The sequence below is a fragment of the Pseudomonas pharyngis genome, assembly GCF_021602345.1.
Classification (GTDB): Bacteria; Pseudomonadota; Gammaproteobacteria; order Pseudomonadales; family Pseudomonadaceae; genus Aquipseudomonas; species Aquipseudomonas pharyngis.
Map to the genome: position 1 here is coordinate 202030 of NZ_BQID01000009.1, position 13066 is coordinate 215095.

Annotated in this window: 9 protein-coding genes; 4 read left to right on the top strand and 5 right to left on the bottom strand. The window is 61.1% G+C overall.

Annotation, left to right across the window (positions count from 1 at the left end):
* Nucleotides 1-16 precede the first annotated feature (16 nt).
* From mrdA to L6D74_RS19665, 5 genes are all read right to left on the bottom strand, one after another.
* Nucleotides 17-1912, bottom strand: a complete 1896-nt coding sequence (gene mrdA / locus L6D74_RS19645) for a penicillin-binding protein 2 (RefSeq protein ID WP_039771860.1) — start codon at nucleotides 1910-1912, stop codon at nucleotides 17-19.
* 9 nt (nucleotides 1913-1921) lie between these two features.
* Nucleotides 1922-2389 (bottom strand): 23S rRNA (pseudouridine(1915)-N(3))-methyltransferase RlmH, encoded by a 468-nt coding sequence (rlmH, locus tag L6D74_RS19650; RefSeq protein ID WP_009051038.1) that lies wholly within the window; start codon nucleotides 2387-2389, stop codon nucleotides 1922-1924.
* Nucleotides 2390-2398: 9 nt separating this feature from the next.
* On the bottom strand, nucleotides 2399-2893 hold the full coding sequence (gene rsfS / locus L6D74_RS19655; RefSeq protein ID WP_064382180.1) for a ribosome silencing factor: 495 nt from the start codon (nucleotides 2891-2893) through the stop codon (nucleotides 2399-2401).
* Between the two features lie 72 nt (nucleotides 2894-2965).
* Nucleotides 2966-3688, bottom strand: a complete 723-nt coding sequence (gene nadD / locus L6D74_RS19660; RefSeq protein ID WP_064599670.1) for a nicotinate-nucleotide adenylyltransferase — start codon at nucleotides 3686-3688, stop codon at nucleotides 2966-2968.
* Nucleotides 3657-4928 (bottom strand): glutamate-5-semialdehyde dehydrogenase, encoded by a 1272-nt coding sequence (locus L6D74_RS19665; protein WP_085648684.1) that lies wholly within the window; start codon nucleotides 4926-4928, stop codon nucleotides 3657-3659. Before L6D74_RS19665 ends, nadD begins: the two co-directional genes overlap by 32 nt.
* A 177-nt stretch (nucleotides 4929-5105) precedes the next feature.
* On the opposite strand from L6D74_RS19665, the gene L6D74_RS19670 reads away from it, so the two are divergent.
* From L6D74_RS19670 to L6D74_RS19685, 4 genes are all read left to right on the top strand, one after another.
* Nucleotides 5106-5801 (top strand): DNA-3-methyladenine glycosylase, encoded by a 696-nt coding sequence (locus tag L6D74_RS19670; RefSeq protein WP_236190103.1) that lies wholly within the window; start codon nucleotides 5106-5108, stop codon nucleotides 5799-5801.
* Between the two features lie 54 nt (nucleotides 5802-5855).
* Nucleotides 5856-7172, top strand: coding sequence for a bifunctional DedA family/phosphatase PAP2 family protein (locus L6D74_RS19675; RefSeq protein ID WP_064599676.1), 1317 nt, complete (start codon nucleotides 5856-5858; stop codon nucleotides 7170-7172).
* A gap of 368 nt (nucleotides 7173-7540) precedes the next feature.
* Entirely contained in the window at nucleotides 7541-10999 is a 3459-nt protein-coding gene (locus L6D74_RS19680; protein ID WP_236190104.1) for a calcium-binding protein, read from the top strand.
* A 46-nt stretch (nucleotides 11000-11045) separates the two neighbouring features.
* Nucleotides 11046-13064: a hypothetical protein gene (locus L6D74_RS19685; RefSeq protein ID WP_236190105.1), complete on the top strand. Its 2019-nt coding sequence runs from the start codon at nucleotides 11046-11048 to the stop codon at nucleotides 13062-13064.
* Nucleotides 13065-13066: the final 2 nt, after the last annotated feature.

Here is a 13066-nt window from a genome sequence, read left to right on the forward strand (position 1 = left end):
GAGCATGCGATCGAAATTATTCATCACGGGCCGTAGCCTCCGCACTGATAGGGCTGGCGTATTCGGCCTTCAACCGTCCGTCCTGATCCAGCAGCCAGGCATCCATGACCTGACGCACCACCGGTGCCGCGACGCCGGAACCGGACTCACCGTTCTCGACCATCACCGACACCACGATTTTCGGGTCATCCGCCGGCGCGAAACCGACGAACAGGGCGTGGTCACGGTGGCGCTCCTGAACCTTGGAGCGGTCGTACTTCTCGCCTTGCTTGATCGCCACGACCTGTGCCGTACCCGACTTGCCGGCGATCCGGTATTGCGCGCCGATCGAGGCCTTGCGCGCGGTGCCACGGGCACCGTGCATCACCTGCTGCATGCCGTGGTTGACCTTGTTCCAGTCCGAAGGATCGCGAAGGATGATGTCCGGCATCGGATTTTCATCCTTGGGCTTCTCGCCTTCGATCGTCCTGGCCAGGTGCGGGCGATTCCACACGCCCTTGTTGGCCACCAGCGCCGTGGCCTGGGCCAGTTGCAGCGGGGTCGATTGCATGTAGCCCTGGCCGATCCCGAGAATCAGGGTTTCGCCGGGGAACCACGCCTGACGCCGGGTCGCGCGTTTCCACTCGCGGGACGGCATCAGGCCGGGGGATTCTTCGAACATGTCCAGCGAGACCTTCTGGCCGATGCCGAACTTGTTCATATAGGCCGACAACCGGTCGATGCCCAGCTTGTGCGCCAGATCATAGAAGTAGGTGTCGTTGGACCGCATGATCGCCGTGTCGAGGTCGACGAAGCCGTCCCCGGTGCGGTTCCAGTTGCGGTACTTGTGATCGTAGTTGGGCAGCATGTAGTAACCGGGGTCGAACACCCGGCTCGACGCCGTCACCACACCCGCATCGAGGCCGGCAATCGCCACCGCCGGCTTGATCGTCGAGCCCGGCGGGTACAGACCGCGCAGCACGCGGTTGAACAGCGGCCGGTCGATCGAATCGCGCAGCTCGGCGTAAGCCTTGAAGCTGATGCCGGTGACGAACAGGTTCGGGTCGAAACTCGGCTGACTGACCATCGCCAGCACTTCGCCGGTTTTCGGATCGAGCGCCACCACCGCGCCACGCCGGCCGCCCAGCGCAGCCTCGGCGGCTTCCTGCAATTTGATGTCCAGGCTCAGGACAATGTCCTTGCCCGGCACCGGATCGGTCCGCTTGAGCACGCGCAGGACGCGGCCACGGGCGTTGGTCTCGACCTCTTCGTAACCCACCTGACCGTGCAGCTCGGCTTCGTAAAAGCGCTCGATGCCGGTCTTGCCGATGTGGTGGGTGCCGCTGTAGTTGACCGGATCGAGGGTCTTCAGCTCTTTCTCGTTGATCCGCCCCATGTAACCCACCGAGTGCGCGAAATGCGCGCCCTGCGGGTAATGACGCACCAACTGCGCGACCACCTCGACACCCGGCAGACGGAACTGGTTCACCGCGATCCGGGCGATCTGCTCTTCGGTCAGTTCGAACAGGATCGGCACCGGCTCGAACGGCCGGCGGCCCTGACGCATGCGCTTCTCGAAGATCACCCGGTCTTCCGGCGTCAGCTCCAGCACCTCGACGATCACGTCGAGCACCTGCTGCCAGTCGCCGGAGCGCTCGCGGGTCATGCTCAGGCTGAAGCTCGGACGGTTGTCCGCCACCACCACGCCGTTGCGGTCGAAAATCAGGCCACGGGTCGGCGGAATCGGCTGAACGTGAACCCGATTGTTTTCCGACAGGGTCGAATGATATTCGTACTGAATCACCTGCAGGTAATACAGGCGCGCGATCAGCACGCAAATCAGCGCCACCACCGCAATTGCGCCGAACACGACGCGACCACGCACCAGACGGGCGTCTTTTTCGTGGTCCTTGATGCGGATCGGCTGAGACATGAGGGCGGATTACTTGTGGTAAGGGTGGCCGGACAGCACGGTCCAGGCACGATACAACTGCTCGCCGATGAGGATGCGCACCAGCGGGTGCGGCAGCGTCAGCGGCGACAACGACCAGCGCTGATCCGCGCGGGCACAGACTTCCGGCGCCAACCCTTCCGGGCCACCGACCATGAAGTTGACCGTGCGCGAGTCCAGGCGCCAGCGATCGAGTTCGACCGCCAGTTGCTCGGTGCTCCACGGCTTGCCATGAACCTCGAGGGTGACGATCCGCTCGTTCTGCCCGACCTTGGCCAGCATGGCTTCGCCTTCCTGACGGATGAAGCGGGCCACGTCGGCGTTCTTGCCACGGGTATTGAGCGGAATTTCCACCAGTTCCAGCGCCAGCTCGGACGGAAGACGCTTGGCATACTCATGCCAGCCTTCTTCCACCCACTTGGGCATGCGTGAACCGACGGCGATCAGTCGCAGTCGCACAGCAATCCCTTACAGCTGGTCTTTGTTGAGCTTGGTGAAATGCTCGTGGGTGTTTTCCGGGCTGTGGTGCTTGGCGTCCGCCGCACGGCTCTGCTCGGCACCGGCCCACAGGCGTTCCAGGTCGTAGAACTGACGTGCCGAGGCAGTCATCATGTGCACGATCACCAGGTCCAGGTCCAGCAGCACCCAGTCGCTGTCGCCCTTGCCTTCTTCGCCCAGCGGCCTGGCGCCCTGCTTTTTCACTTCTTCGCGAACCTTGTCCAGCATCGCGTTGATCTGGCGGTTGGAGGTACCGGTGGCGATGATCATGTAGTCGGTGATGCTCTGCTTGTCGCGCACATCAATGATCTGGATGTCCTGGGCCTTCACGTCTTCCAGGGCTGCAACGGCCACCTTGACCAGTTCGTCGCCCTTCAGCGGTTCGTTGGTGTTGACCGGTTCTGGCAGCGGGGCGCTCTTGAATGTGCCTTTGCGCTTTACTTTGGTTTGGTCTTTGTCAGTCATATAAAACTCGTTTTGCTCATATTTTCGGCGGCTTGGCGACACGTGGATTCGTATCAGTGAAGCACGCCTTGTTCAGTTCGACGCACGGTACAGACCGTGCGCATCGATGTAGGCCAGGACCGCGTCGGGCACCAGGAAACGTACCGACTTACCGCTGGCCAGCAGTTGACGGATCTGGGTGGCGGAAACCGCGAGCGGTGTCTGCCAGACGAATGCAATCTGTCCGCTCGGCCCCTTCAGGGCCAGCGGGTCGCTCACCGAACGCGCTGCCAGCAGGTTGCGCAAGGCATCCGGCGGTTCGCTGTCGGCGTCCGGGCGCTGTAGCACCAGGATGTGGCAATGCTGGAGCAACTCTTCCCAGCGGTGCCAAGTGGGCAGGCCGCAAAATGCGTCCCAGCCCAGAAGCAGAAAAACCTGGGTCTCGGCGGCCATTTCGGCACGCAGCGACTCCAGGGTATCGATGGTCCAGGACGGCTTGTCCCGCTGCAATTCGCGGGCGTCCACCACCAGCGGCGGCACACCGGCCACCGCACACTCAACCATCGCCAGCCGGTCCTGCGCCGACACCTGCGGCGTATCGCGGTGTGGCGGCCGGGCGCTGGGCATCATGCGCAGCTCATCGAGCCCCAGCGCTTCGGCGACTTCCAGCGCGCCACGCAAATGGCCGATGTGCACCGGGTCGAACGTCCCGCCCAGGACGCCAATGCGCCGGGGACGGGACTTCTTGCCGGGTTTCGGCGCTTTCAGGTCGAGGTCGGACAAGTCAGACCGTCGCCTGGCCGCGCAACTGGCCATCACCGACCACGATGTACTTCTCGCAGGTCAGTCCTTCCAGGCCCACCGGGCCACGGGCGTGCAGCTTATCAGTAGAAATGCCGATCTCGGCACCCAATCCGTATTCGAATCCGTCGGCGAAGCAGGTCGGGGTGTTGATCATCACCGAAGCCGAGTCGACCTGAGCCACGAACTGGCGGGTGTCGGCGAGGTTTTCGCTGACGATCGAGTCGGTGTGATGGGAGCCGAAATGGTTGATGTGTTCGATGGCCTGATCCAGGCCATCCACCACGCGGATCGACAGGATCGGCGCCAGGTACTCGGTGCTCCAGTCTTCTTCGGTCGCCGCTACGGCCTCGATGATCGCCCGGGTGCGTTCGCAACCACGCAGTTCGACGCCTTTTTCGCGGAACTGCTTCGCCATCGACGGCAGGAAATCCTTCGCAACACTTTGATCGACCAGCAAGGTCTCCATCGCACCGCAGATGCCATAGCGATAGGTCTTGGCGTTGAAGGCGATGCGCTGGGCTTTCGCCAGGTCGGCATGTTCGCTGACATAGACGTGGCAGATGCCGTCCAGGTGCTTGATTACCGGCACCCGGGCGTCACGGCTGATGCGCTCGATCAGGCCACGGCCACCGCGCGGTACGATCACGTCGACGTATTCGGGCATGGTGATCAGCGCGCCAACGGCGGCGCGGTCGGTGGTTTCCACCACTTGCACCACGGCGGCCGGCAGTTCGGCTTCGGCCAGACCGCGCTGGATGCAGGCGGCAATCGCGCGGTTGGAATGAATCGCTTCGGAACCGCCGCGCAGGATCGTCGCGTTGCCGGACTTAAGGCACAGGCTCGCCGCATCGATGGTCACGTTGGGACGGGATTCGTAGATGATCCCGATCACGCCCAGCGGTACGCGCATCTTGCCGACCTGAATGCCCGACGGACGGAAGCTCATGTCGCGGATCGCACCGACCGGATCCGGCAGCGCTGCGACCTGACGCAGGCCGACGATCATGCCGTCGATGCGTGCCGGGGTCAGTTCCAGACGTTCCAGCAGTGCCGGCTCCAGACCGTTGGCGCGACCGGCGGCCAGATCCTGTTCATTGGCTGCCGCAAGCTCGGCGCGGGCGGCGTCCAGAGCATTGGCGGCGGCCAGCAGGGCGCGGTTTTTCTGCGCGGTGCTGGCACGGCCGATGACGCGGGAGGCTTCGCGGGCGGCGCGACCCAATCGGGTCATGTAGTCAAGAACGGACTCAGTCATGGTCAGCTGGGGTCTTGGCAAAGAGGAAAGCGGCAGATTATAGCTGCCGCGTCCCGGGACTAACAGCGGTGACGGGCGGATGGTCGAAATGGACGGCGATTTGCCGACGTTCAGCCGGGATTAAGCCGCGAATTGTTATCATCACGACCTCCTCCGCCTGGATAAACAGTGTTTGCCATGTCCAACCTGACCGTTCGCGCCACCTCCGCGCGCCAGCCTGTCGGCCTTGCGGACGCCTTTTTCGACCGTGACGCCCAGACACTGGCCCGCGACCTGCTCGGCAAAGTCATCCGCCACCGCGTCGGCGATTTATGGCTCAGCGCCCGGATCATCGAAACCGAAGCGTATTACTGCGAAGAAAAAGGCAGCCACGCATCCCTCGGCTACACAGAAAAGCGTAAGGCTTTGTTTCTGGACGGCGGCCACATCTATATGTATTACGCCCGGGGTGGCGATTCGCTGAACTTCAGCGCCCAAGGTCCCGGTAATGCGGTGCTGATCAAATCGGCCTATCCGTGGGTCGACGAGATCAGCGGCCCGGCCAGCCTGGCGCAGATGCTGCTGAACAATCCCGATGCTCAGGGTCGCCCGCGTCCCACGCAGAAGCTCTGTGCCGGACAGACCTTATTGTGCAAGGCGCTGGGGCTGAAAGTGCCGGCGTGGGATGCCAAGCGCTTCGACCATGAAATTCTGCTGGTGGAAGACACCGGCCCCGCGCCGACCCACGTGATTCAGACCACCCGCCTGGGCATTCCTCATGGCCGCGACGAACACTTGATGTATCGCTTCGTCGATGCCGCCTATGCCCAGTGGTGCACGCGGAACCCGCTGCGCCGGGGTCAGGTCGAAGGTCGCGATTATTTTCTGCTGTGAATGCACACCCTGCGGCTCGCCGTTCAGGGACATCAATGAAATGGAGTGGTTTGTATGGGCCCATGGCTCGATAGCGTGACCGGGTGGCTGGCCGCCAATCCGCAGTGGCTGGCCGCCGCCGTGTTCATCGTGGCCTGCGTGGAATGCCTGGCGATTGCCGGGTTGATCGTGCCCGGCACGGTATTGCTGTTTGCCGTGGCGGTGCTGGCCGGCAGCGGTGCACTGTCGTTAAGCGAAACCCTGTTGCTGGGTTTCCTCGGCGGGATTCTCGGCGATGTGATTTCGTATTTCCTCGGCCGCCACTTCCACCAGAACATCCGGCGCTTACCGGGGTTGCGCCATCACCCGGAATGGATGGCCGGCGCCGAAACCTACTTCCAGCGCTACGGTATCGCCAGCCTGCTGGTCGGACGCTTCATCGGCCCGTTGCGACCGATGTTGCCGATGGTCGCGGGCATGTGCGACATGCCCTTCCCGCGCTTCGCCGCCGTGAGTCTGCTGGCAGCCGCCGGCTGGAGCCTCGCCTACTTGCTGCCGGGCTGGGCCACCGGGGCGGCAATTCGCCTGCCGCTGCCGGAAGGTTTCTGGCTGCAGGCCGGGATCGTCGCCGGCAGCATCGCGGTGATGGTCGGCCTGAGCGCCAACAGCAGCCTGCGCCGCCATCGTCGGGCGACGCTCTGGATCAGCAGCATGAGCCTGTTGATCCTGATCGGCCTGTTCATCGGCTACCCGTACCTGACCGCCCTCGATCAGGGCGTCATGACCCTGGTGCAGGAACACCGCCGCCCGGCGCTGGATGAAGTCGCGGTGGTTTTCACCCTGATCGGTGAATTCCGCAACATGCTGCTGTTCAGCGCCCTGCTGACTGCGTTGCTGTTGCTGTGCCGACAGTGGCGCCACGCGATCTTCGTGGGCGGCACCCTGCTCGTCACGGCCCTGGCCAACACCGGCACCAAAATGTTCTTCGCCCGGGTGCGCCCGGAAGTACTGACTGATCCGCTTACCAGCTACAGCATGCCCAGTGGTCACGCTTCGGGGTCGTTCGCGCTGTTCCTGGCGCTCGCCGTGCTGGCCGGACGCGGGCAGCCGCCACGGCTACGCCTCACCTGGCTGTTGCTCGGCTGCATACCGGCGCTGGCCATTGCCCTGTCACGGGTGTATCTGGGCGCGCACTGGCCAACGGATGTCCTGGCCGGGGCCATGCTCGCCGCCTGTGTCTGCGCAGCGGGGCTATGGCTGAGCCAGCGCCGTTCGCCACTCGGTGCGATGCCGCAGAAAGTCTGGTGGCTGGTGCTGCCAGCCTTGGTCGCCTTGTTCGGTTTTTTTGTATTGCGCCATTTGCCGCATACGTTGTTGCGATATTCATACTAGGCCGGGAGGCCCATCACGAATCCGTCTACCGGACAAATCATGCAGATACGCAATTGAACACAGTGTGTCTTATATTTTCGAGGCTCTCGCACACAAAGTGTTTGAGCCTTTTTATTGCACAGCCAAAAAAAAGCACACGCTCTTTGAATAGCAACTTTGTTTAAAACATCAAACAACCAGATCCAGCCAGGCACTGTTCAAACTAACGTCTTCCTGTTTAAAGCCTCTCTCTAAAGCGGACCAGACCATAACACCCAATCAAACAGACGCACTCTTGCAACCACACAAACAGAAAAACAAAAACCAAGTTAACCGACAACAATTCATGCCAGCTTAATCACTCAGATAATCATCACGGAGTATGAGCCTTGGCAAAACCCTTTCAACTCGACACGGAAACTATTCCTACCGAGTTAATTAAAATATCCGACATTAACGATGCTGTGACACTTCCCGGTGTGGCAGAACATAACCGGTCCTCACCCACCCTGAGTCAGGTGGACGAACTGTTCGGTCCCTTGAGATTTGGTGAACTGACCGTGAGCCGTCAAGAACTCCAGGCCCTGGGCGCCCGACTCGACGGGCAAGCCATCACGGCCGCCGGCACCTACTTTTCCGAACCCGATCAAGCTTTCGTCAATGCGCTGGAATTCGACCCGGCACAGGTCGAACAACGGATCAAGTCGGTCAATGCACAGGAAGGCCGGCTGATCCCGCCACTGCTGTACGAGATCGTCACACTGCGCTCACCGAATGCTTCACCGCTGATGCGTGAGGTGCCGACGGGCGAATCCGCCGCTGCGATGAACAAAATCATCGAGACGCTGAACGCCTCGCAGCGTCTGGACATTCGCAAGGATCCGCTGGCCGGGCCGTTGCCGGACTGGGTCGACAAAGCCAAAAGTCGCGGCATGACCAGCATGGGCGTCGGACTGCAAGCGTACGGCCTTTACAGCGCTTACATCGGCGCCATCGATGCGATGAAAAAGGGCCAGACCGCCGAGCTGCTTATCAACGTGGGAGGCGGACTCGCGGAGATCACCTCGCTGGGACTGGAATACGCCCTGAACAAGACCGGCGATCAGATGATTCGCCAAGGGGCCATGGTTTTCGAGCAGTTCGGCAAAACCACCATGGGGAAGTGGCTGTGTCGCGGATCGGGACTGATCGCCAGTGTTCTCACGTTGCCCTTTGATATCTATACCGCCATCAAGTCCTTCAGTGAAGCCGCCGAGGCCCAAGGCAAACAGGCGCAGGATCTGTACGTCACCGGCGGGCTCAGCGTGTTCAGCGGCGTACTGTCCCTGACCCTCGGCTGCGCAGCATTGATGGGTTTCCAGGCGGCCGGTCCGGTGGGCATTGCCGCTGCCGCCATCATGATTATCGGCGCCCGCGTCTATTGCGCGGTACGGATGGTCGACGATATCGACGACTACATCGAGCTGAGCGTGAACGAGCGCTGGCGTTCCGGCTGGTTTGCGTTCACCGGGCAGGAGCAGGACAAGGCGCTGATGGAGCGTTTCACCGTCGCCAAGACCCATGCCGACTACGCGAAGGCCTTGAAGACCAAGAGCGTTGCCTGGCTGGATCATGAACTGAAGGACAGTGTCGACACCGTGGTCAATGGCCGCTTCGACGTCAAACTGCAGCCCACCCGACTGTACAAGTACCAATGGAGCGAGGGCGAATCCACCTACACCACAAAAAATCTGCCGGTCATCGAAGAGACCGATGACACCTGGGATGCGAGTGCAGGTCTGCCGGCGGATGATGCGCTCATCAGCAAGGGCATCAATGACCCCGCCAAAGGCGTGCTGTGGAATCTGGGTGGCGGCGCCGATACGGTCAAAGGCGTAAGCGACAAACCGAACCTGTTCAGCTACGGCGCCGGTACAAAAAATCTGAGCGGTGGAATCAAGGACGACTCCTTTCTTTTTCAGTCGGCCGCCGACGGACTCGACACCACCCCCGAGCAAGTCAGCCTGTTACAAGGGGGAGAAGGTGTCGACCTGCTGTGGCTGCAGGGCAGAGAAAAGCCTGCGAGTCATGGATCTGCCGCAGCGCCCTATGTCGGGTATGACGTGAACCTGCAAGACGGCACGCTCGGATTACGTTCAGCGGACCCCGAGAAGGCCCCGGTGCTCCATACGCGTTTCGAAGCCATTGAAAAAATCGAAACACTGGCCGGGGCTTCCAACCGGGTCACGGGCTCTGCTCTGGCGGACACCATCGCTGCCAATGGCAACGACCGGGTCGAGGCTGGCGCGGGAGACGATCATATTACTGTTCGGGGCCGGCATGGCATCGTCGAGGGAGGTCTCGGCAGCGACACCTACATTCTCGATGCAACGAGTCTCAATGTTTCCATCACCGAAGACGGCCAGGAGCCGAGCAAGGTGTACCTGGGCGTAGCGCTCGAGGCCATCCAGCGCTGGCAACTGCGTGACGACGCCGTGGTGATCGAGACCTTGCGCGATGACGATCCTCGCTCACGGAGGCGCCAACTGGTGCTCGAGGCGGTGTACCGGACAGTCGATAACAAACGCCTGCTGCAAAATGACCAATGGACGTTCATCACACAAGACGGCTACCACCTGCAACCTGCGTGGCCAGCCGAAACCCCGGACCTGAGCGACATGCCCCTGAGCGTCGTCGTGGTCACCGCGGGTGTGTCCAGGATCTCCCCGGTTCAGCTCAACGACGCGCCTCATAAAATCTCACCCAAGCCGCACTCGTTCTATTTCGTGTCCCGCAAAAGCCATCACACCATTCTTGTAGCTCCAAAAAATGAAACGCAACGGCGCAGCACCTTGTATGTCGAATACGACAGTTCGGAAATCAACGAAGTCAGAGCCATTTATGATGTCCGCGTCTCGAATACGGGAGCCTTCACCTGGCTCGGTTACCGCAATATCCACTTCACCCTGACATTCCTGCGGGGCGGCCTGCTGTCGCTGCACGACTGCGTATTTGAAAACCCGGGCCGGAAAACCGACGTGGGTAACGGCCTTCATGCTCCCGGCTGGACAATGAATCACGCTGTCACACTGGTGATGCGCGATGGCATTTCCTACCACCTCGACTTCCCCCGCCCCGCTTACCTAGAGGACGCCAGGAACCCGGGATATCGACTGGTGCAAAGCCGCGAATCGCTGCGTCAGCGCGCGGGCCAATACCTGTTCGTCAGGCCCTCCATCGACAAACGCACCTTGAAGACGACCCCTCAGCGGGTGGATTTCCGAAACACTGAACATTACAGCAACCACTGGCTGGAGGGCCGATCCTCGACCTACGAGCTGTATCCCGTCCGCAACACATCCATTCGACTGTCCACCGCGACCTCAGACGCCAGTCTCACAGGCTCATCCACCTGGAACATTCATACAGCACACCTGCAGGAAGTCATCACCGACCATCAACTGACCATCAAGGACGACCTGCTCAAGGTCGGCAGCGTTCACGTGCATCTGCCCGACAGCAGCGACCCGGGATTACCGCTGGAAACCGTCAACGTCATCCTCGCCTCCGGCAACCGCTACAGCATCAACACCTTGTTTGAAACGATCGGTCTGTATGCGGTCAACGTGGCGGGCAGCGCCTCGATCCAGTCAGTCGTAGCGTTGATACAAGAACACAAGAGCCGTGAGTTGCTGGAATGGGATGAAGTTCATGTCCTGAACGTCCGATTGCCCGGCGCGCCGGCGGCCCGGATCTTTTACAACGCGTCGACCGGACACTGGACCCGGCATGACGATGCATCGAACCCCATCGACCCCGAACAGCTGACCATTGGAGAAACACCGCTTACCACCCCCTCGCCGAACTGACTCAACGCTGCACCCATCCATAATTCAATCGTCAAGGAATGACACCATGCGCCCCAAAAACCCATCATCCCCCACAACCAGAACCGACTCGACGACGCACGCCCCGAGCATCAGCCGGCCACGGCCGGACGCGGACCTGCCATTGCTGCACCGGCCACCATCGGAATTGCCCGACCCTGCAGCCCCCGTTCCAAGCTCCGGCAGACTCCCTGATGCGGCCAACGTCCCTCCCAAAGTCGAGACTTCGGACCTGCCGGCCATTCAGACCGAATCCCGTGCCGGCCTGACCCCTTACCTCTTGAGCCCTGCGCTGTTGCGCAACATGCAGGCAGCCGATGACAACGGCTTTCGTTTTGTCGTCGGGCGCCGGTTCGTCGATATCAAGGATGTCGGCACGGTACATGTGGAATTCGACACGGCGCTGAACGCCTATCGAATAACGGATCTATACAAGAAACTGCCACCGGGCCCGCAGATCTTGCGCACCCCGGGTGAAACAACCTGGACTCCGGTGCAACAGGCGCAGACACCATCGCGGCACAAACATACCTCTACAGATGATGCTGCTCGCGACGCGGCCACGGCGGCCAAACGCCCGACCCTTTCCCCGCCGCCCACTCAACCGGCCAAGCCATTGCCGGCGCTGAGCCTGGGTCATTTCAATCCGGCCCACTACCCGCAAGTGCAGGTCGATGCCCAGGGTTATTATCGAAGGGAGGAAGTCGCCTTTGATCCGCAGAGGGTCACCTATCATTACGGTTTCAGGGACACCAAGGATTATTGGGTAGCGGTTGACGAGCCGCCCGCCGGCTTCAATGGCACGCCGACCCACCTGACAAACTGGACGGATCATGAAATCTGGCAGACCTACGGTCTTCACGGCCAGGCCATCTCGCGCTTTCGGCTCGACGCCCAAACTCACGGCACTCGTCCCGGTTGGGCGCGACCGCTGGAAACCGACAACCCGCGCAAGGATCTGCTCGGCGATGCCCTGAAATGGCTGCATCCACAGATGACGCCTGACGAACGAGTAGCCCATCTGCGCGCCTACAATCTGTCGCCGGGGCAGCACGCACAGTTGCGCAAGGACTTGCTCGACAATCCGCAACAAATGCCCCAATGGGCCGAGCAACACAAGTTGCGCTCTGTCGACGAGAACGACCCGACGCGTTTCGAGCCACTGCGTCAGGAAATCGAACCGCTGCTCCTGCCATTGCGCAATGGCACGATCCGACAAAAAAGCATGTTCGATCTTGATGAAAGCATAAGCCCGACTTTTTTCGCCGCCTTCTTGACCTCGTTGGGCTACAAGCGCAACGCCAGCGACTGCCTGTACCGAACAGACATTCCCGGCCTGTTCAGGGCCGATGAGCGCACACCGTTCGAGTTCAACAACGATGGCCGAATGCTGCCACGCATGCTCCATAAACGCGGTGCGACGAGCGAAAAACCGATCAGCGCCACGGTCAGCCTGAAGTTGGTTCACGAGTACGCAGGACAGGGTTCGAACGCTCCTGATAAGGAATACTTGCGGTACAACAATCAGAAGAACAAGTACCCCGGAAAAAAACCCGGCGAGTCCGACAACGACTCAGGAGAGTCCGACAATGAATGGTCCGATACGTCCGATGTCGAGCTGGACGCCGAGCGGAACTATGAGACGATCCGGCACGACCAGAGTTTCATTTTCAAATACGTCATCGATACCCGAAACATGGAGGTGGTCCTGAGGGAGGAGAACCTGTTTCTGAATGGCGGCGCCGAAGAACGCGGGGCGTGGTTCCCTGAAGACGAAAACGAAGCCTTGATATCCGCCTCCAGGAGGGGCATCCCTACAGAACGGATCTGGCTGCTCGACTCAACCGGCACCCGCGCGGTGAAGGTCGACGATGTCGTTGATCAGGCGCCGTATCTCAACAGCATGGAGGAAGACACACACTCCGGCAGCGCCAACCAGCATGAATATGACGCGCTCATCGACGCAGCGACCGAGGCAGGCAAACCCGTGCTGTATCTGGACGAGGGCAAGGAGTGGTTCGCCAACGATATCGTCTGGCCTGAGTGACC